At 42.3% G+C, this 20216-nt stretch carries 17 protein-coding genes and 2 pseudogenes; 2 read left to right on the top strand and 17 right to left on the bottom strand.

What is annotated here, in order from left to right:
• The 12 genes and pseudogenes from AB5Z52_RS11055 to AB5Z52_RS11000 form a co-directional block, all read right to left on the bottom strand.
• Window positions 1-368 (bottom strand): annotated as a pseudogene (locus AB5Z52_RS11055) (carbamoyl-phosphate synthase large subunit); the annotation flags it as partial.
• Window positions 369-1448, bottom strand: coding sequence for a carbamoyl phosphate synthase small subunit (locus AB5Z52_RS11050; RefSeq protein ID WP_003126609.1), 1080 nt, complete (start codon window positions 1446-1448; stop codon window positions 369-371).
• Window positions 1445-2734 carry a dihydroorotase gene (locus AB5Z52_RS11045; protein WP_368243588.1) on the bottom strand — a complete coding sequence of 430 codons (1290 nt, stop codon included), beginning with the start codon at window positions 2732-2734 and terminating at the stop codon, window positions 1445-1447. The genes AB5Z52_RS11050 and AB5Z52_RS11045 overlap by 4 nt, the downstream gene beginning before the upstream one ends.
• A 41-nt stretch (window positions 2735-2775) precedes the next feature.
• Window positions 2776-3702 carry an aspartate carbamoyltransferase catalytic subunit gene (locus AB5Z52_RS11040; RefSeq protein WP_137264394.1) on the bottom strand — a complete coding sequence of 309 codons (927 nt, stop codon included), beginning with the start codon at window positions 3700-3702 and terminating at the stop codon, window positions 2776-2778.
• A gap of 41 nt (window positions 3703-3743) precedes the next feature.
• Window positions 3744-5024: a solute carrier family 23 protein gene (locus tag AB5Z52_RS11035; protein ID WP_003126613.1), complete on the bottom strand. Its 1281-nt coding sequence runs from the start codon at window positions 5022-5024 to the stop codon at window positions 3744-3746.
• Between the two features lie 19 nt (window positions 5025-5043).
• Window positions 5044-5580 carry a bifunctional pyr operon transcriptional regulator/uracil phosphoribosyltransferase PyrR gene (gene pyrR / locus AB5Z52_RS11030; protein ID WP_368243587.1) on the bottom strand — a complete coding sequence of 179 codons (537 nt, stop codon included), beginning with the start codon at window positions 5578-5580 and terminating at the stop codon, window positions 5044-5046.
• Between the two features lie 242 nt (window positions 5581-5822).
• Window positions 5823-6728, bottom strand: coding sequence for an RluA family pseudouridine synthase (locus AB5Z52_RS11025; protein ID WP_003126615.1), 906 nt, complete (start codon window positions 6726-6728; stop codon window positions 5823-5825).
• A complete protein-coding gene (gene lspA, locus AB5Z52_RS11020) occupies window positions 6729-7187 on the bottom strand; it encodes a signal peptidase II (protein ID WP_003126616.1) in 459 nt (152 codons plus the stop codon).
• A complete protein-coding gene (locus AB5Z52_RS11015; protein WP_005473174.1) occupies window positions 7184-7891 on the bottom strand; it encodes a CBS domain-containing protein in 708 nt (235 codons plus the stop codon). Before AB5Z52_RS11015 ends, lspA begins: the two co-directional genes overlap by 4 nt.
• Window positions 7884-8291, bottom strand: a complete 408-nt coding sequence (locus AB5Z52_RS11010) for a hypothetical protein (protein WP_003126618.1) — start codon at window positions 8289-8291, stop codon at window positions 7884-7886. Before AB5Z52_RS11010 ends, AB5Z52_RS11015 begins: the two co-directional genes overlap by 8 nt.
• A 651-nt stretch (window positions 8292-8942) precedes the next feature.
• A pseudogene (locus AB5Z52_RS11005) lies at window positions 8943-10613 on the bottom strand (formate--tetrahydrofolate ligase).
• A 125-nt stretch (window positions 10614-10738) separates the two neighbouring features.
• The gene (locus AB5Z52_RS11000) at window positions 10739-11146 is read right to left on the bottom strand and encodes an EbsA family protein (protein WP_137264393.1); all 408 of its coding nucleotides are present in this window, start codon (window positions 11144-11146) and stop codon (window positions 10739-10741) included.
• Between the two features lie 66 nt (window positions 11147-11212).
• Between AB5Z52_RS11000 and AB5Z52_RS10995 the strand changes: the two genes are divergently transcribed.
• Entirely contained in the window at window positions 11213-11626 is a 414-nt protein-coding gene (locus AB5Z52_RS10995; RefSeq protein WP_003126622.1) for a ribonuclease HI family protein, read from the top strand.
• Here AB5Z52_RS10995 and cls read toward each other — a convergent pair.
• The 4 genes from cls to AB5Z52_RS10975 form a co-directional block, all read right to left on the bottom strand.
• Window positions 11609-13075, bottom strand: coding sequence for a cardiolipin synthase (cls, locus tag AB5Z52_RS10990; RefSeq protein WP_003126623.1), 1467 nt, complete (start codon window positions 13073-13075; stop codon window positions 11609-11611). The two genes, AB5Z52_RS10995 and cls, sit on opposite strands and share 18 nt — an antisense overlap.
• 9 nt (window positions 13076-13084) lie before the next feature.
• Window positions 13085-14224 (bottom strand): cation diffusion facilitator family transporter, encoded by a 1140-nt coding sequence (locus tag AB5Z52_RS10985; RefSeq protein ID WP_003126624.1) that lies wholly within the window; start codon window positions 14222-14224, stop codon window positions 13085-13087.
• Between the two features lie 292 nt (window positions 14225-14516).
• The gene (gene alaS / locus AB5Z52_RS10980) at window positions 14517-17159 is read right to left on the bottom strand and encodes an alanine--tRNA ligase (RefSeq protein WP_003126626.1); all 2643 of its coding nucleotides are present in this window, start codon (window positions 17157-17159) and stop codon (window positions 14517-14519) included.
• Window positions 17160-17531: 372 nt separating this feature from the next.
• On the bottom strand, window positions 17532-18584 hold the full coding sequence (locus AB5Z52_RS10975) for a hypothetical protein (protein WP_041120086.1): 1053 nt from the start codon (window positions 18582-18584) through the stop codon (window positions 17532-17534).
• Between the two features lie 64 nt (window positions 18585-18648).
• On the opposite strand from AB5Z52_RS10975, the gene AB5Z52_RS10970 reads away from it, so the two are divergent.
• Window positions 18649-19080, top strand: a complete 432-nt coding sequence (locus tag AB5Z52_RS10970; RefSeq protein WP_003126628.1) for a GNAT family N-acetyltransferase — start codon at window positions 18649-18651, stop codon at window positions 19078-19080.
• Window positions 19081-19130: 50 nt separating this feature from the next.
• Here AB5Z52_RS10970 and AB5Z52_RS10965 read toward each other — a convergent pair.
• On the bottom strand, window positions 19131-20216 hold a 1086-nt coding region (locus tag AB5Z52_RS10965; RefSeq protein WP_368266914.1), incomplete at its 5' end, for a DEAD/DEAH box helicase.

Raw genomic sequence — 20216 nt, 5'->3', positions numbered from 1 at the left:
ATCGCTGCTAATTTGGTTCCTAACAACTCGATTTCCATCTCATCCAAGATGCCGGAATTGGCTAATTCCATTGCCATATTCAAGCCGGTTTGACCGCCTAATGTTGGCAAGATCGCATCCGGACGTTCTTTTCTTAAAATCCGGGAGACAAATTCGAAAGTGATTGGTTCAATATAGACTTTGTCGGCAATTTCTTTATCGGTCATGATCGTTGCAGGGTTCGAGTTGACCAGCACAACTTCATAGCCTTCTTCTCGCAACGCTAAGCAGGCTTGCGTTCCTGCATAGTCAAATTCGGCTGCTTGGCCAATAATGATCGGTCCAGAACCGATAACCATGATTTTCTTAATATCTGTACGTTTTGGCATTTAGTTCTGCTCCTTCCATGCATCGATCATTTCTAAAAATTCATCAAACAAATGTACGCCATCATGAGGTCCCGGTGCAGCATCTGGATGATACTGAACACTAAATGCTGGGTAGCGACGATGACGGACACCTTCAATGGTTCCATCATTGACTTCTACATGAGTGATGATCAGTTTCTCTTGATCAATCGATGCTTCTGCTACTGCAAAACCGTGATTTTGTGAGGTGAAATCAATTCTTCCTGTAGCGATTTCTCGAACGGGATGGTTCAATCCTCGGTGACCGAATTTCATTTTGTAAGTATCAGCGCCATTAGCTAAAGCAAACAACTGATGTCCTAAACAGATACCGAAAATCGGTACTTTTCCTTGGATTTCTTGAATCATTTTGATGGCTTCAGGGAGGCTTTTCGGATCACCAGGTCCGTTGGTCAGCATGACACCATCTGGCGCGAGATCCAAAATTTCCTGTGCGGTGGTATTGTAGGGTAAAATCGTCAGATTACAATTTCGTTGAGAAAGTTCTCTTAGAATGCTGTGTTTCAAGCCAAAATCGATCACGACGATATTTCGTCCTGTTCCTGGACTTGGATAAGGCTTTGAAGTTGAAACTTGTGCCACTTGATTGGTGGGCAAAACGGCTGCTTTCAATTGATCAAAGGCATGAGCAAATTCATCATTGGCATCCACAATACTAGCTTTCATCGTTCCAAATTGGCGGATTTTACGAGTCAAAGCCCGAGTATCGATTCCTGCGATTCCCGGAATGTTTTTGCGCTTTAGAAATTCGTCTAAGGTCAATTGTTTCCGCCAGTTGCTGGCTACACGAGCATGTTCTTTCACTACAACACCTTTACAAGTGGGAGCGATTGATTCATAGTCATCGCGATTAACACCGTAATTTCCCACCATTGGGTAGGTAAAGGTGATGATCTGACCGTTGAAACTTTGATCCGTAATGGTTTCTTGATACCCTGTCATACTAGTGGTAAAGACAATCTCGCCATAGACATTGATCTCTGCGCCAAATCCCTCACCTTCAAATAATGTGCCATCTTCCAAAATCAACCAGCGTTTCATAAAATCCCCCTACCTTTTTGCCAAACTAATTTTCCATTGACCAATGTATGGGTGGTATCCCCATATAATGGCCAGTTATTAAATGGTGTGCTTTTTCCTTTTGAAAGAAATTGATCCGAATCGACAGTATAAGCTGTCTCTAGATCAAAAATCGCGAGATCTGCCGGAGCTCCCACCATTAATCTGCCAGCTTTCAATCCAAAGATTTCAGCAGGTTTCTCGGTCATCCAAGCCACCGCTTGTTGGAGTGTAAAGCGGCCCGTTTTGACAAAATGCGTATAAATCAATTGAAAAGCATATTCTGAACCGACGATTCCAAATGGTGCTTTTAAAAAACTTTGCATTTTTTCGTCATAGCCATGTGGCGCGTGGTCTGTTGCGATACAATCGATCGTCCCATCCAGTAATCCTTCGATCAATGCCTCGCGATCTGCTCTACCTCTAAGCGGCGGATTCATTTTCCAAAATCCTTCATCGCCAGGGATATCTTCATCGATCAAAAGCAAGTGATGGGGGGAAACTTCTGCCGTCACATGGATTCCTGCTTGTTTAGCTTCACGTATGACCCGCACACTTTCTTTTGTCGAAACATGGCAGACATGGTAATGGGCCCCGGTTTCTTCTGCCAGCAGTACATCCCGGGCAATTTGTGATGCTTCTGTAGCACTAAGAATCCCCGGTAAGCCTAATTCTGCTGCTCTCTTACCCGCATGCATCACACCGCCAAATAACAGAGAGTCATCTTCTGTATGCGCCACTAATGCCATCTGGTTTTTGGCCGCTTCTTTCATCGCCAAGTACATCGTACCAGCAGTTTGGACGCCAACGCCATCATTGGTGAATGCAAAAGCGCCGGCTTCTTTCAATGCTTTTTGATCCGTTAAAACTTCACTACGTAATTCTTCTGTGATCGGTGCATACTGCAAAACATGAACCACGGCGTCTTCTTGGATACGTTGGTAGACTTGTTGTAATTTTTCTGCGGTATCTGGCACAGGATTTAAATTTGGCATGGCACAAACAGTAGTGAAACCGCCACGAGCGGCTGCCATACTTCCTGTTTTGATCGTTTCTTTGTATTCAAATCCTGGCTCTCTGAAGTGAACATGAACATCCACTAATCCTGGAGTGATCAGTTGTTGCTTTGCATCGATCACTTGATCGAACCCTGTTTCTGAAAAAGTCGTTCCGATCGCTTGGATGATACCATCTTCGATCCAAATTTCTGCAGGGATACAATGATCACCGTCAGCGATGATCTTACCGTTCTTAATGAGTGTTTTCATGTTGCTTCCTCCTCTATCTCTATTGGTCGCGTTTCTTATAATTAAGCTTTGCCATTCAATACCGCTTCTAAAATTGCCATCCGGACAAACACGCCATTCGTCATTTGCGTGACAATTCTTGAACGCAGCCCTTCAACTAATGGATCTGCCAGCTCAACATCACGATTGACTGGAGCTGGATGCATGATGATGGCATGGTCTTGCATTTTTGCTGCACGTTCCACTGTCAATCCATAATCCCGTAAGTAAGCCTCTTTTGAGAAACTTTCTGAGCCATCATGGCGTTCGTGTTGGACCCGAAGCATCATCATCACATCGACTTGATTCACTAATTCATCTAGAGGCAACCAGTGTCCATACACTTCAAATTCATTGTCATACCATTGTGGCGGGCCAGAAAAATACACTTTGGCGCCTAATCGTTTGAGCATTTGCATATTTGATTTGGCGACACGGGAATGGGTGATGTCTCCGACGATCGCTACTTTCAGTTGATCAAAGTGGCCAAATTCTTCATAGATCGTCATCAAGTCTAATAAGCATTGCGTAGGATGCTGTCCGCTGCCATCGCCTCCATTGATGATGCTGCATTGGATCGTTTTACTTTGGATCAGCTCGTCATAATAATTCTCGTCTCCGTGGCGGATTACAGCGACATCCACGCCAAGAGCTGACATTGTCAGCACGGTATCATAAAGGGTTTCGCCCTTTTGCACAGAACTCGTTGAGGAGTCAAATTCAATCACTTCAAGACCTAATTTCTTTTCGGCTACATCAAAACTTTTGTGGGTTCTGGTACTATTTTCAAAGAAAAGGTTCGTAGCAAAGTATTGTTCTTTTTTCGGCATCCATTTGGCCCCTCTTTTAAATTCCTGCCCTCTGCGGATAAGCCCCATCACTTCTCGATCTGTTAATGCTTCAACGGTCAAAAGATGCTTTAAACTGATTCTTTCTGATTGGATGATCATGAATAATACCTCCTAGTTTTTCCCTTTTAGTTGACTGCTAGCTATTGTTCTTCACTGCGTGATGTTTCTGGCAAAATTAGATTTAAAATGATTCCTAAGACAGTTGCTAATGCCATGGCTGATAAGGTGAATGTTCCGACCGTAAAGACAAGGCCGCCGATTCCGATCACCAGAATCACAGAAGCAATGATCAAATTCTTTTTGCGGTCAAAATTGATTTTATTGTCGATCAAGATTTTCATCCCGCTTGCAGCAATGACACCGAACAATAGGAAGCTGATTCCAGAAATGACCGGATTTGGGATACTCAAGATCAAGGCACTCAATTTTCCGACAAAGCCTAACAAGACAGCCAAGACAGCCGCACCACCGATAACAAAGACACTGTGCACTCTCGTAATGGCCAAGACACCAATGTTTTCACCATAACTTGTCACAGGGGGTCCTCCAACGAATCCGGCAACGATTTGCGCAAAGCCGTCTCCCATCAATGTTTTGTTTAATCCTGGTTCTTCAAAAAAGTTACGCTTTGTTAGTTTATTCAAAACCATCAAATGGCCAATATGTTCTGTCATCGTGACAAAAGCGATAGGCGCCATCGTCGTGATCGCATTCAAATGTAGCGTTGGCTTGTATTGAACAAAGGGAATTTCGAAGCTTGGTAATGAGAACCAAGCAGCATCAATGATTGGCTGCACATCTACGATCCCAGCAGCTAAAGCTACTAAGTAACCACCAATGATCCCTAGTAAGATGGGGATCAAGCCAAGAAACCCTCGCAAAAACATGTTGAAGAAAATCGTCAATCCCAATGTAACCAATGCAACTAAGATAAATTTAAAATCATAGATGTCCCCATTGTACATTGCGTTTTGAGCGGCATTAGCAGCTAGTCCTAACCCGATAACCATGATCACAGGCCCTACGACGATCGGCGGCAAAATTTTATCCAGCCATGCAGCACCAATCTTTTTGATGATCAGAGAAACGATGATGTAAACCAGTCCTGTTGTAACAGCTCCTTGGGCGATTGCCGGGTAGCCGTCTGATTTCATCAACATTTGCATTGCAGCGATAAAAGCAAAGCTGCTCCCTAAGTATGCGGGAATCTTTCCTTTCGTCGTAACGAGGTAAACAAGTGTCCCCAAACCGGAACTTACTAAAGCGATACTTGGGTTGATCCCAACTAGGATCGGTACTAAAACAGTTGCTCCGAACATCGTGAATAAATGTTGAAGACTTAAGCCTAACCAAGGCAATGCCTTTGGGCGATCATTGATATCTAATACCACATCGGTATTGCGAAATTCTTGCTTTTCCATGTGTCTGTCACTCTTCTTCCTACTCGTTTTCTTTATTGATCATGATTCGATCAGAACCGTCAGATTCTTCCATTTCAACAATGATTTGTTCGCTTAATGCCGTTGGAATATTTTTCCCTACAAAATCTGCCCGAATCGGTAATTCTCGATGCCCCCGATCGACTAGTACGGCTAGTGAAATCCGGCGAGGACGACCGAAATCCATGATGGCATCTAATGCTGCCCGGATGGTGCGCCCTGTAAACAACACATCATCGATCAAGATGACTTCTTTGCCATCGATTGCTGTTGGAATGTCAGAAGAATGGATCTCAGGATCTTCATCTGTTTTTTTATCGTCTCGATACAATGTGATATCCAGTTCACCAACGGGGACTTCTACTCCTTCCAATTGTTTCAAGCGTTCAGCAATTCGTTGTGCGATATAGATTCCCCTAGTCTTGATTCCTACTAAGACTAGGTCATCAATCCCTCGGTTGCGTTCGATGATTTCATAAGTGATTCTGGTCAATGCTCGTTTCATTGTTACTGCATCTACTACTTCTTTGGTTGGCATTTCGTTCCCTCCTAATTTTGAACATAAAAAAACTCCTGCCTAGTGAGGCAGGAGTTATGTTTTCCGATCATACTTTCTGGCGCTGTATACAGCGATCCAGAATATGCGCAATCATCCAGCAAGTTTTCGATGCTCCAACGCGGGAGTCGTCTACTTGCTCATTTCCTTCTTAGCCTCACGGGACTACACTTAAAGGAGCTATTTATTTGTTACACACACTATACAGTTCTTTGAAAAAAAAATCAATCATTTTTTCGCAATTTTTTTAAGGTTTCCTCAAAAAGTTCGGGTAATGGCGCTTCAAAAACCATTGATTCTCCAGTTGTCGGATGGGTAAATCCTAACAGTTTGGCGTGAAGAAATTGGCCATTGCCTTTCAAAGTCTTTTTAGGGCCATATACAGGATCGCCGGCTAATGGAAAGCCAATGTATTGCATGTGGACCCGAATTTGATGGGTCCGACCCGTTTCCAACTGTAATTCGACTAAAGTAAATTGATCAAAACGTTCCAAAACTGTAAAATGTGTCACAGCTGGCTTACCATCTTCTTGCACTGCTTGCATCTTGCGATTCACTTTAGAACGGCCAATCGGTGCATTGATCGTGCCTTTTTCGTGAGAAATATTCCCATGGACCAGCGCAACATACTTCCGTAAAGAAGTTTTGTCTTTCAACTGTTTGGCTAACGCTTCATGGGCATGATCATTTTTGGCAATCATCAATAGCCCTGACGTATCCTTGTCGATACGATGAACAATTCCTGGTCGTACAACATCATTGATTGAAGATAAATCGGTCATATGATACAACAATGCATTGACCAGCGTTCCGTTAGGATGCCCTGCCGAAGGATGAACGACCATTCCTTGCGGTTTATTGATCACGGCAACATCTTGGTCTTGATACACGATCGTCAAAGGAATATCTTCAGGTTCCAGATCTAGGGACTCTGGTTCTGGTACTTGAATCACTAACTGGTCACCAGCTTTTACTTTGTAATTTGCACGAATTGGATCCCCTTGACAGGTGACCGCACCTTCTTTCAACCATTGTTGAATTTGCGAACGGCTCGCTTCTAGACGATCTGCCAATACTTTATCGACACGCCCTTTTTCTTCATGGATTACTACTTCAATTTGATTATTCATTTATTTTCCCTTCACTTCATCATCAACTAACGCATAGATAAAAATCAATAACACGCCGATCACTAACGACATGTCTGCAATATTAAAAATCGGAAAATTGATAAAATCTAGCTGAAACATATCCACGACGTACCCCAAACGCAAGCGATCGATAAAATTTCCGATCGCTCCGGCTAAGATAAAGGATAGTCCCAATCGAAACCATATACTGCTTTTACGATGACGGATCAATAAATAAGTTACAACAATAACAGCAGCAACCGTGATGATCGTAAAGAAGGTCATCTTCCCTTCTAAGATACTCCATGCGGCACCGGTATTCCGAATATAAGTTAGTGAAAAGACATGGTCGATCAACGTTTGAACATCACCTAATTCAAAATTGCTGACGATCCAAAACTTCAACCACTGATCAAGTCCAACAATTATGGCACTTAGTAAAAAAAACAAAGCTATCATTTTTTTTCCACACTTTCTTCGTTAAAAATATCCCGCGGACGAACGATGCCTAATAAATTTCCATTAGGATCGCCATTTTTTGTGATTAATACCGCTTCAAGTAAAGCATTTTTATGGAACAGGTCTTCTACTTCAGTGACCGTTGTTGTTGCGGGTACAAACTGATAATTGGACTCTTTACCGTCTTTGATCAACAAGTCTTCTGCTTTACGCCCTTCTAATCGGATCTCTCCTTTTAGACTTTCTTGAGCAAACCAGTATCCTAACATACGTAAAGTGATCAACCCAACAAAACGTCCTTTGTCATAGAGTGGAAATTGTGAAAACCGCTTTTGAGCGACGATCTTCAAGATTTCTTTCAGCGCCAACGTTTTTTCAAAACCGGTCACTTTTTTACCAAACTTAGGTAAGACCGTTTCAGGCTGCAACAAGGCCTGTTCGATTTGTTGGATTCGTGTCACTACCCATTGATTTGGCTCGGCGATCACAAAATTTTCACCGATTTTTTCATGAACGATGGCGTTCCGCAATTGGGCCATCTGCAATAAATCTTCTTCGTATTTTTTGATGTCTCCTTGCTTCTGTTTTGAAAGACGGCGAACCATCTCTGAAAAACCCATGTTACGAGGATTACCCAAATCGTCTCTCAATTGTTTTTCGATTCGATTGAAACTACTCAAAAAAATATCTGCTCCGCTAGCCATTTGTTGCCTCCTCAATTACATACGCTTGTTTGCTATAATAAAGACCTAAACATAGATAACCTGCTAAATAAAGAAAGATACCCGAAAGGATAATGGACAACTGTCCACTGCGAGTTAAAAACGCGATCATTAGAAACAGACCAATATAAAACAGCACATAAAAAGAAATCAGTCGCGGATTCATTTTTATTTCTAATGGAGTTTCTGCGTGTAAATCAGGCAACGCAATTTCTTTGCTTTTTAGGATGGAAAATCGGACAGACAATCGGTTGTCAGAATTGAGATTCAGCTCGACGGTTTCTTGATGATTGATTCTGGCGACTTTCTGACCATCCACTAGCAAATCCAGCGGACTCCCCATTGCATAAAAGCCGGTATTTCGTATGATTTTACGTTTCATCGTTTTATACGCTCCAATTTTATCAGTATACTTTAATTTTCTTAGAAAGAAAACAGTCTTTTAAATGCACTACTGATTATATTATAACAAAAGACACGTCTCTTGCCTCTTGCTAATATTTAACTTTCAGTCTTTTAATAGATTGAAAACCCAAAAGCGGCAAATCATAAGATAAAAACGAGCGACTTTTATAGCCCTCTTTTTAAAACCATTCTTTTTATAGTCTCTCGTTTAAAAGAGCTTGATAACACTTTCCCCTTCCCGTTTCCTACTTTCGTTTCTAATGTTTCTAAGAGCGACGGATAAATAGGAATGCTGGAGATAACTATGGGAGACTTTTAGAAAACTTCGCAAAAAATCAAATATCCTCGCAGCCTCTTCAATTATTTCTTCCAATTTTTGAAAGTCAGAAGAAAAAGGGAGGTTTTATTCTCTTCCGAATCTCGCAGCCTATGTACAGCGTCAACAAAAAACGAACCAAACAAAACCTACTGAAAGACGACGAATCGCTCGCAAACAACACACCACACTTACAGAATCAATAGTGACCTGTAAGTGTGGTGCGTTATAAGAAATTGACTGAACTATTACTGGAGCCTTCGAGAACCTATTTCTTCATCCAGTATTCGCAGATGCGGAGAGAAAATAAGATTAAAAAAGGCCAGATACATTGCCGTCTGCATCGACATCCATATTCAATGCTGCTGGTTTCTTAGGCAGTCCAGGCATTGTCATAACAGTACCGGTCAAGGCAACAATAAAACCAGCGCCTAGTTTTGGTACAAATTCACGGATCGTAATCGAAAAATCAGCCGGTGCGCCTAAAAGCTGCGGATCATCACTAAAAGAGTACTGTGTTTTTGCCATACAAATCGGCAATTGATGCCAGCCATTTTTTTTGAAGACGTTCAATTGGCGCTGTGCCACACTTGAGAAGACCACATTTGATCCGCCATAAATCTCTTTGACGATCTTGGCAGCTTTATCAGGAAGGCTCTCCTCATTTTGTTAAAGCCTACGATAATTGCCGGGTTGTTCATCAATGGCAGTGACGACTTGCTGCGCCAAAAGTTCCCCCCCTGCGCCACCTTTCTCCCAAACTTGCGTCCGAGCGATTGGTACACCAATTTCCTTGCAGCATTGCTCCAACATTTGGATCTCAGCTTCGGTATCAGTGACAAATTCATTGATTGCAACAACAACTGGCAATTGATAATTTTGCATGTTTCTCACGTGACGTTTCAAGTTGGCAAAACCTGCGACTAAAGCCGCTACATTTTCTTCTTTTAAATGTTCTTTATCTATCCCGCCGTGCATTTTTAAGGCGCGAATCGTTGCGACCACTACGACAGCGTCTGGTGCTTTAGAGAGATTGGGTGTTTTAATATCCAAAAACTTCTCTGCCCCGAGATCTGCGCCGAACCCCGCTTCAGTAACCGTGTATTCTCCTAAATGGAGAGCTGTTTCAGTTGCAATGACACTATTACAGCCATGGGCGATGTTGGCAAAAGGTCCCCCATGAATCAACGCAGGCGTTCCTTCGATGGTTTGAACCAAATTTGGTTTCAAGGCATCTTTCAACAATAAAGCTAATGCCCCCTGAACCTGCAAATCCTTGACGTAGATAGGTTGTTTATCATACGTATAACCAATCAAAATATTGCTCAATCGCTCTTTCAAATTATCCAAATTCGTTGCTAGACACAAAATAGCCATAATCTCACTAGCAACGGTGATATCAAAGCCATCTTCTCTAGGTACTCCTTGCAGTGGTCCGCCCAGTCCGACGATCACTTGTCTTAATGCGCGATCATTCAAATCCACGACACGTTTCCAAATGATCCGTCGCGGGTCGATCCCTAATTCATTTCCTTGTTGGATATGATTGTCCACCAACGCAGATAATGCATTATTCGCAGCAGTGATTGCGTGCATGTCCCCGGTAAAATGAAGATTGATGTCCTCCATCGGCAAGACTTGCGCTCTGCCTCCGCCAGTCGCACCACCCTTGATCCCCATGACTGGACCTAATGATGGTTCTCGTAAAGCAATCACGGTTTGTTTTCCAATACGGTTTAAGCCATCTGCCAATCCAATCGTGACTGTCGACTTTCCTTCTCCCGCAGGGGTTGGGTTAATCGCTGTAACTAAGATCAACTTGCCGGTGGGACGTTTCGCGATTTCCTTGATTGCTGGCCAATCGATTTTTGCTTTATACTTCCCATATTGTTCTAGATCTTCTGCTTGTAATCCGATAGTTGCTGCAATGTCAATAATCGGTTTAATTGTTGCTTCTTGTGCAATTTCGATATCTTTTTTCATCAGTAACCCTCTATTCCCGAACTATTATCCCTTATTCTTTCATATTTGTTTGTCCTATTTCTATTATACCGTTTTTCATGAAGATTGAAACCCTGTTTTTCACTGGAATAAAAAAAGAGCCAGAATTATTTTTCTGACTCTTGTCTTTCAAGAATAGGCACTAGATTAACAAAGTGTGTCTGTAATACTTCAAGATCTTTTTTACGCATTACAAACGTATCGCTTCTTTCATTGGTCACGATTCTCAAATGATGATTCTCTATCCCAATGGCTTGGATTTTCTCGAGAGGAATAACTACTCGTTTCCAAAAGCGGGCATAGGTGATTTTGATGGTCTTCTCCGTCAAATAAAGGCGGCGCTGCAATCCTAACCAGACAAGAAATAGAAAAATCCCCAACACAAGATTGCTTTTCCAATAAGGGCGAGTATTTTCCAGTGCCAAAATCAAGCTGTAAAACAAAACGATCAGTGAACTGGACCAATAGATAATTGCGGTGGCTGGTTCTGGTTGCCAAAAATAGTTACGTTTCATAAATAATTTCCTCACGCGATCAATTTCTAGTATACTTATATCCATCATAACAGAAGGAGTCAACTCATGCTAAAAGTGTATCTCGATGCTTCAACCAAAGGAAACCCTGGACCTAGTGGCGGCGGTCTGTTGATTGTAGGGGAAGACCTGCATGAACAGCATGCCTTTGTACTACCCACGCTCACAAATCACCAAGCAGAATTTGCTGCGATGCATCATGCTCTTGAATTTCTCTTAACGAAAGAATGGCAAGACCAGACGATCATGCTTTATACAGACAGTAAAGTCGTCGCTCAAACAATCGACAAAAATGATACGAACAACCCCGATTTTCGGAAGTATTTAGAGGAAATCCAAGAGTTGCTGCCCTATTTCACTTTACTGATTGTCCAATGGATTCCCGAATCTCAAAACAAAGGTGCCGACCATCTGGCCCGTCAAGGGTTAGCTAAGGCTTTAAAATTACAAGATCGGCGATAACAAACGAGAAAAGTTTTGCTTGAAACGCAACCAGTAAGATTGTTTAGCCAGCATTTCATCTGTCAATAAAGTGGACTGCAGCATATCCTCTTCAAAAATCGTTTTTAATTGCGCCGTGACTTCTTGATCATAAACGAATGCATTGACTTCAAAATTCAACGCATAACTGCGAATGTCCTGATTTGTCGTTCCAAACGAGCAGATGGTATCATCCATCATAACAGTTTTGGCATGTAAAAATCCATTCTCATAGATATAGATTTTCGCTCCCCGGCGATGTAAATAGTTGGCATAGTGTTGGGTCGCTCGATAGATAAATGGATGATCCGGCATGCAGGGAATCATGATTCGAACATCTACACCTGAGTGGATGGCGATCTCCAAGGCATTCATCATACTGTCGTCAGGAATCAGATAAGGGGTTTGGATCCAAATCGATTTTTCAGCCGCCAAAATCATCTTGACGAAGCCGCCTTTAAGAATCTGCGTTTCCGTCTCAGGTCCGTCGGCCACGATTTGCATATCGACATGACCTGCCTCTTCTTTAGGCGGTAAAATGAAATAGCGATCTTCATATTCCAGTTGATCTGCTTCATTTCTAATCGAGGCATTCCAATCGCGGATAAAGATTTCCTGTAAGGTAAAACTAGCAGTTCCAACGATTCGCGCATGTGTATCCCGCCAATAACCAAATTTTGCTTTTTTACCTAAATATTGATCCCCTACATTAAACCCGCCGGTCCAGCCAATTTGGCCATCAATCACCACGATTTTGCGATGCAAATGGTAATTCAAACGTGTATTGCGAATCAAATTTTTTGAAGTAATAAAGGGCACGACCTTTCCGCCAGCGTCCATTAATGGCTGAAAGAATTTACGATTTGCTTTGGGAGAACCCCATGGATCGAATATTAGTCGAACTTCTACTCCTTGCTTGGCTTTTTCAATTAGGACATCAAGAAACTGCCCACCAATTTCATCATTAAAAAAAGAATAGTATTCCACATGAATATTGTCTTCAGCATTTTGCATATCTGAAAATAAGGCAGCAAATTTTTCCTTGCCGTCCGTATAAAATTGTACCTGATTGCCTTTTGTCAAAGGGGATTCATCTAAATTTTTAAAATACCGTTCCAATAGATGGTTGTCATCTGAGTATGGATGCTCTGGAAAGAAATAATTGTGGACTTTGATGATTTGATTTAATTCATTGATCCTGCTTTGATGGTGCTCACTGAATTTATAAATGATTTCTCCGTCGATTCCTCGACCACAAAACAAATACAACAAAAACCCAAAACCCGGGATAAAGACTAATGTCATCATCCAGGCAAAAACACTTGCAATTGATCGCGGTTTACGAAAGACAGTAATAAATGCCGCAACTGTATTGACAAACAGCAACGCCAAAAAGACGGTCGAAACCACACTCATATCCATTTTTATCATATTTTCCTCCTACAACAAATAAGTATGATCAAACGTGATCGCCACCTCATACGTGCCGATTTCATGCGTAATCTTTTGATAAATTTTATCTTGCAGTTCACGATCTGTGTAATTTCTTTGCTTTGGGATCACCAAATCAAAAGCAAACTGTTTTTCGTGAATCCGAAAGTCGTGCATCCTTAACTCTGGATCAATCGTCTCAACGATTTGTCTGACTTTTTCCCGCAACTGCCGGTACTGTTTATTTTGGATAGGGACAGGATCAAGATGACAAACCAATTCAACTTGAAGGTTCCTTTGAAAATCATGTTCGATCGCATCAATTACTTCATGGGCTTGTGACAAACTCCAGCTTTCATTGACTTCAATATGAACACTAGCAAAACGATTCTTGGGACCATAGTTATGAACGAGCAGATCATGGTACCCCAATATTGTTGGATAACGATCTAGTCGATCCTCCATCTCACGGATTTCAGCTTCTGTCGGACGTGCACCTAGCAGTTCATTGATAAAGGTACGGATCATCATGATACCACTAAATAAAATGTATAGCGCGATCAGCAAGCCAATATACCCATCCACCCGCCAACCGGTTCCCCATTCAATCAATGCAGAGAGCAAGACCGCAACTGTTGTGAGTACATCATTAAAACTATCTTGTCCGCTAGCTTGTAAGGTTGCAGAGTCAATTTTCTTCGCCAATTGACGGTACATGAGACCTTGCCAAAGCTTTAATCCGATTGACAAGATCAGCACAATAAACAACCATGGTGATAAACGGATCGGTTCAGGAGCAATGATTTTTTCAAAGGCATTTTTTAGAAACTGAAAACCAACAAATGTGATCAGTAAAGAAACCACAAAACCGCTAATGTATTCAAACCGTTCATGGCCGTAGGGATGCTCCCTATCCGCCGGCTTGGCAGCAATCCGAAAACCGATCAATGTCAAAAAGGAGGAGGCGGTGTCAGACAGACTATTGATAGCATCTGCCATGATCGAGACCGATTGTGCCGACAGTCCAATCAGAAACTTTGCGACAAAAAGAAGTGCATTTGAGAGCAATCCCAGATAGCCCGCAAGTTTACCGATCATGGTGCGATCAGTTGCGTTTCCTTTCATTCGCTTTAAAAAGAAGCGCAGCATAACATTCCCTCCAAGCGTAAATTCGTCTTTCTTATTTTACCCCGAATGAAATCAGTAAAACAACTAAAAGCATGTAAAAAACGTATTTTTCTAAAAATGAATGCTTCAGCTATTCCAAAATTTCTCTTTAATAAAATCCAATTTCTGCAAAAACAGAAAAAATACCCGAAGGAATCGCGTTTCGATCCTCTACCGAACGTCTTATAAAAAGACGCGGCAGCTCTCTGACACACAATTCCAGTTCGGATATTTCTTGATGTTATACATTTTTTTATGATTTGCTGTTAAAGAATCAGTTTGCGGCTAACCAATTGGCTACTTCAGTCAATGCAGCGTCGATTCCTTCTGGTTGCTTCCCACCGGCTTGTGCCATATCTGGACGTCCGCCGCCACCGCCGCCGACTTTCGGTGCGATGTGCTTGATCAAATCTCCAGCTTTCAAGCCTTTCTCATTTGCCTGTGGCGTCATTGCAGCCAACAGATTAACTTTGCCATCGTTGGCTGTAGCAAGAACTAAAACATCCGATAATTCTTTTTGTTTCCATTGGTCTGCCAATTGGCGTAACTGATTCATATCTTTGACAGTTACTTTTGCAGCAATAAAACGAATCCCATTCACTTCTTTGACATCTTTGAAAACATCGCCAGCTTGTTGATTGGCTAGTTTGCTCGCCAGTGCTTGATTTTCTTTTTGCAGATCCCGCAGTTGTTGCTGTAATTGTTCTGTTTTGCTGACTACATCTTTGATTTGTGCCGATTTGACGATCCCTGCAATGGCTTTTAGCTGTGCTTCTCCTTCATGCAGCAATGCGTAAGCTTCTTGACTCGTCACTGCTTCAATCCGACGAACGCCAGCACCAATCCCGGATTCAGAAACAATTTTGAAAATACCGATATCTTCTGTATTGGCGACATGTGTGCCACCGCAAAGCTCGATAGACCAATCTGCGACATTGACTACACGCACATCCTGGCCGTATTTTTCGCCAAAGAGAGCCATCGCCCCCATGCCCTTCGCCGTATCGATGTCGGTTTCGATAGTTACGACTGGCAAAGCTTCCCAAATTTTCTGATTGACGATTTGTTCCATCTGACTTAATTCGTCTGCAGTCACTTGGCCAAAATGACTAAAGTCAAAACGCAAGTGTCCAGGTGCAACTAATGAACCTGCTTGATTTGCATGGCTACCTAGCACTTCTTTCAACGCTTTGTGCAATAAATGAGTGGCTGTGTGGTTTTTGATGATTTTGTTCCGACGGTGCTGATCAACTTGCAAGAAATAAGAAGCCCCTTCCGTCAAGTTGCCAGTTACCTTCGCAGTATGCAAAAACTGGCCATTTGGTGCTTTTTTTACATCAGTGATCTCAGCAACGATAACACCAGATTGGTCAACAACAGTACCAGTATCCGCTACTTGACCACCCATTTCTGCATAGAATGGTGTTTCTTTGAAGATCAGTTTGGCTTCACCAGTGGTTACTGTATCAAGCAATTGTTCCTCTTGAATGATCACTAACAATTCGCTGTTGGCTTCAAGGCTTTCGTAGCCAACAAAACGGCTTTCGACTTTGATATCAGTCAAAAGAGCGGATTGAACACCCATAGAAAGCTCAGTCGATCGAGCAGAACGAGCCCGTGCCCGCTGTGCATCCATTTCTTTTTCAAAACCGGCATGATCAACTTTCAACCCTTCATCTTGAGCGACTTCTTCAGTCAATTCAACAGGGAATCCGTAAGTATCATACAACTTAAAGATATCGGCACCTGCTAATGTCTCTTGCCCATCTGCCTTCACTTTAGCAATGACTTGGTTCAAGATCTCTAATCCTTCATTGATGGTTTCATGGAACCGTTCTTCTTCATTACGGATTACTTTTTCGATAAACGCTTGTTGAGCCAATACTTCCGGATAATAACTCTCCATGATTTTTCCTACGATCGGAACAAGTTTATATAAAAAGGCTGAATCGATACCTAATTTCTTGCCATGCATGACGGCGCGGCGTAGCAAACGGCGCAACACGTATCCGCGTCCTTCGTTTGACGGTAGTGCACCATCGCCTATAGCAAAAGAAAGCGCGCGAATGTGGTCGGCGATCACTTTGAAGGAAATATCTGTTGCTTTGCTTTCACCATATGCAAAATTGCCGCTCAATTCTTGAACCGCTTCGATGATCGGCATAAAGAGATCTGTTTCAAAGTTGGTTGGTGCATTTTGGATGATCGACACCATCCGTTCAAGCCCCATCCCCGTATCAATGTTTTTATGTGGTAATGGTTCATACGTGCCATCTGCTTGATGATTGAACTCTGAAAAGACCAAATTCCAAATTTCCAAATAGCGTTCATTTTCACCGCCAGGATAATTCTCCGGATCATCTTCTGCGACATCGTTGAACTCAGGTCCGCGGTCATAAAAAATCTCTGAATCTGGTCCACAAGGTCCAGCACCGATATCCCAGAAGTTGTCTTCGATCTCTACGATGTGTTCTGGAGTCAACCCGATTTCTTCGCGCCAAATTCGTTTTGCTTCTGTGTCTTTTGGATACACTGTGACATAAAGCTTTTCTGGATCAAAGGCCATCCATTCTGGAGAAGTCAAAAACTCCCATGCCCAATGGATTGCTTCATTTTTGAAGTAATCACCAATCGAAAAATTTCCTAACATTTCAAACATGGTGTGGTGACGTGCTGTCTTACCAACATTTTCGATATCGTTGGTCCGAATCGATTTTTGTGCATTGGTGATTCGCGGATTTTCTGGAACAACGGTACCGTCAAAATATTTTTTCAATGTTGCTACACCTGAGTTGATCCACAACAATGTTGGGTCATTTACAGGGACGAGTGATGCACTAGGCTCGATCGAATGTCCTTTTGATTGAAAGAAATCGAGAAACATTTGACGAACTTCGGCACTTGATAAGTGTTTCATATAGTTTTCCTACTTTCTAATGATAAAATCGCTTGGGAGCAAGGAATGCTTTTGTTCTTTGGTGACCTTTCTCTCTGATATCTGTTCATTCGACGAACTCGCTTCTGGGTAGTCAAACAAAAAAACACCACTGCAGAGCAAGGACGTAGCTACGCGGTACCACCTTACTTGCAATGATGTTGATCATTACCTCTCAGACTCGATAACGCAGAGCAGGCGTCAGCATTTCTACTGAATCAGATACCAAAGGGAGCGATCAATTAGGATTCTTGTTTTTCTCTCAGCTTTGAAAAACTTTCTGTAAAGAATGAACAAATCAACCATGTCCTTCGTCTTTAAAAGTATAAGGAAATGTTCACAAAAAGTCAATCCTCAAATCCGTTCTCGATCAATAATAACTGCTTTTCGGTAGCGGTATTTTTCAGGGTCCAACTGCTGGTTTGCTTGCAACATTTTGCGTGACCGATAATAACTAGCATAGGGCAATGTATCCAGTAATGGATTGCCGCACTCTGGCCAATCTTCCATCTTTAGAAATGAACTGTCAGTTAACTCCCATCCATTGGCATACGGATAAATCAAGCCAAACATGTTCGGCTCAGCCAATGCTTTTTTGGTCAATTTGACACCATCCTCACAGGGTTTTTCATTGCCCCAACGAAATAAACGACGGGTCCCGGCGCCCACTACATATTCCCACTGTTCTTCATTCATCAAATCATATCCCTGCTGTCCCAGCCAGTGCTGCAATTCATTTTGGGTCATTCGTTGGTGGGTGTATACATGATAATTGCCAGACACTGGATGCAGTTCCGCAAAGTACTGATTTTCGGCACTGATTGTTCTTGGCATTTCCCACTGCAAACTTTCTTCAAAACTTCGCGGCTGCTGAAATGCCTGCCGTATCTCGGAACCAAAAGTTTCAAATTGATCAACATGACCATGGAATTCTCCCGTGACTGTATCTAGTTCTCCAATCAAACGAGTACCTGCTGGCAATGCCATTTTCTGCACCAACATGGGTGGGATGGTCGCTTTGCGTAATGGGCTCATTGATTCATTTACAAAATCTCCCCACTCCTCAGCGTTTGACAATCCGTAGCCTTCGATCAAGCGACGGAGCGAAGGGCTGAGAGGTTCTTGCCACATTTTAGACCAGCAGGTTATCGGCAATCCCTGAATGCCCAAGTCCCAGCCTAGAATTGTTTCATAATTTCCAGGCACAAAGACGAAGGGTTCCTCATCAATCGTTAATTCAAAGGTCTCACACTTGATTCCTGCATAGCTTGTTTTAATAAAATGAACATCTGTAATTTCTTTCAATGGGCTGACAAAGTACATGACTACTTGCTGAAACACTTGGCTTTTGACTTCAGCAGTCAAATTTTTCCAATTCGTCCATTGCAATGCTTCGAAAAAATCCACGAGCTTTCCCCTTTCATCTGCTACAATCAATATAGATTGAGTATACCATGAATTGGGAGGAAAAATGATGCAGCTTTATTTTGGGCGGGAGGACTGGATTCAGCAGGCTGTTTTTGCACTTAGAAGATCTGTCTTTGTCGACGAACAAGGAATCGCTCCTGAATTAGAATTTGATCAAAAAGATCAGTTCTGCCATTATTTTCTACTGGCAGAAGGCCAAGTACCAATTGCCACTATTCGCTATCAATCGTTGGATTCGCAAACGATCCAGCCCGATCGCTTTTGCGTGGCTAAAAACTATCGAAAGCAAGGGATAGGACGGCAGTTGTTAGCGGCCTATGAGCAAAAAGCGATCACCAATGGCTTTTGCTGGTCGGTTTTGTCTTCTGAAATTGCAGCAGTCGGCTTTTATCAAAAATGCGGCTATGAGATCCTCTCTCCTCCTTTTGAAGAAGATGGAATCCTCTGTGTAAAAATGGAAAAAAATCTTTGCTAAAACGAAGGAACACCCAATAGCCATTGCCTGGCCGATGGGTGTTCCTTAAATTAGATACTGGAATTTTTTTTATTCTTGCGAGCAGAGCGATTCGACTGACGACGTTCGATCTTTCGTTTCTCTTTGTTTTTCTTATCAACAGCCCACTGAATTTTCTTCTTGTAGCCAGGCTTGATTTTTTTCTTTTTCTTCTTGACCAACCCAATCAATGTTGGGTCTAATTCGTCTCTTGATTTTTCACGTTTTTGTCGACGATTCCGATCATATGTTGCAACGATCTCCCCATTTTTGATTTCTTTTGGTTGGAATTTTACACCTAAATCTTCGATTGCTTGAATGGCTTGTTCGTCACTAGGATCATACAAAGTGATCGCTGTTCCAGCTAACTGATTACGTCCAGTACGTCCCACACGATGAATAAAGAAATCCAAATCCGCCGGAATCTCAGCATTGATTACATGCGAAACTCCCTCGATGTCAATCCCGCGAGCAGCTAAATCAGTTGCGACTACATATTGATACTCTAAATTTTGAACCTGACGCATCACACGTTTGCGTTCTCGCGGTGTGATATCGCCATGGATCTTGGCTACTTTCAGCCCTTTTTCTTTCAGATAGTCGGTTAATTCATCCACTCGGGATTTGGTATTGGCAAAAACAATCGCCAAATAAGGATGTCCCGTCGTTAGTAGTTGATAAACCAATTGATTCTTATCTTTTCCTTTAGTTGAGATCAACCAATTTTCAATGGATTCAGAGATGACTGCTTTCGGACGAATTTCTTCGATCAATGGATTTTCGAGATATTTTTTCAAAAATGGACGCAGCTTTTCTGGAATCGTTGCAGAGAAAACTAACATTTGCAGTTTTTCCGGCAATCGACTAGCAATTTGGTCCACTTCTTCCAAAAAGCCCATATCTAATGTCATATCTGCTTCATCAATGACAAAGGCTCGTGCCGTATGCACAGCCAGTGCTTGTTCATTGATCATATCTAGAATTCGTCCCGGTGTCCCGATAACAAGCTGCGGCTGCTGGTTTTGCAAGCGGTCCATTTGTCGTTGTTTATCCGTGCCGCCTACAAAGTTGGTCACACGAATCTCTGGTTGCTGAAATTCTGCTAGTTGTTTTGCCGC

It is taken from the genome of Enterococcus sp. RTP21361st1_A6_RTP21361_211029 (assembly GCF_040910045.1).
In the GTDB taxonomy this organism is placed as follows: Bacteria; Bacillota; Bacilli; order Lactobacillales; family Enterococcaceae; genus Enterococcus_D; species Enterococcus_D gallinarum.
This window is presented reverse-complemented; position numbering and strand designations above follow the sequence as displayed.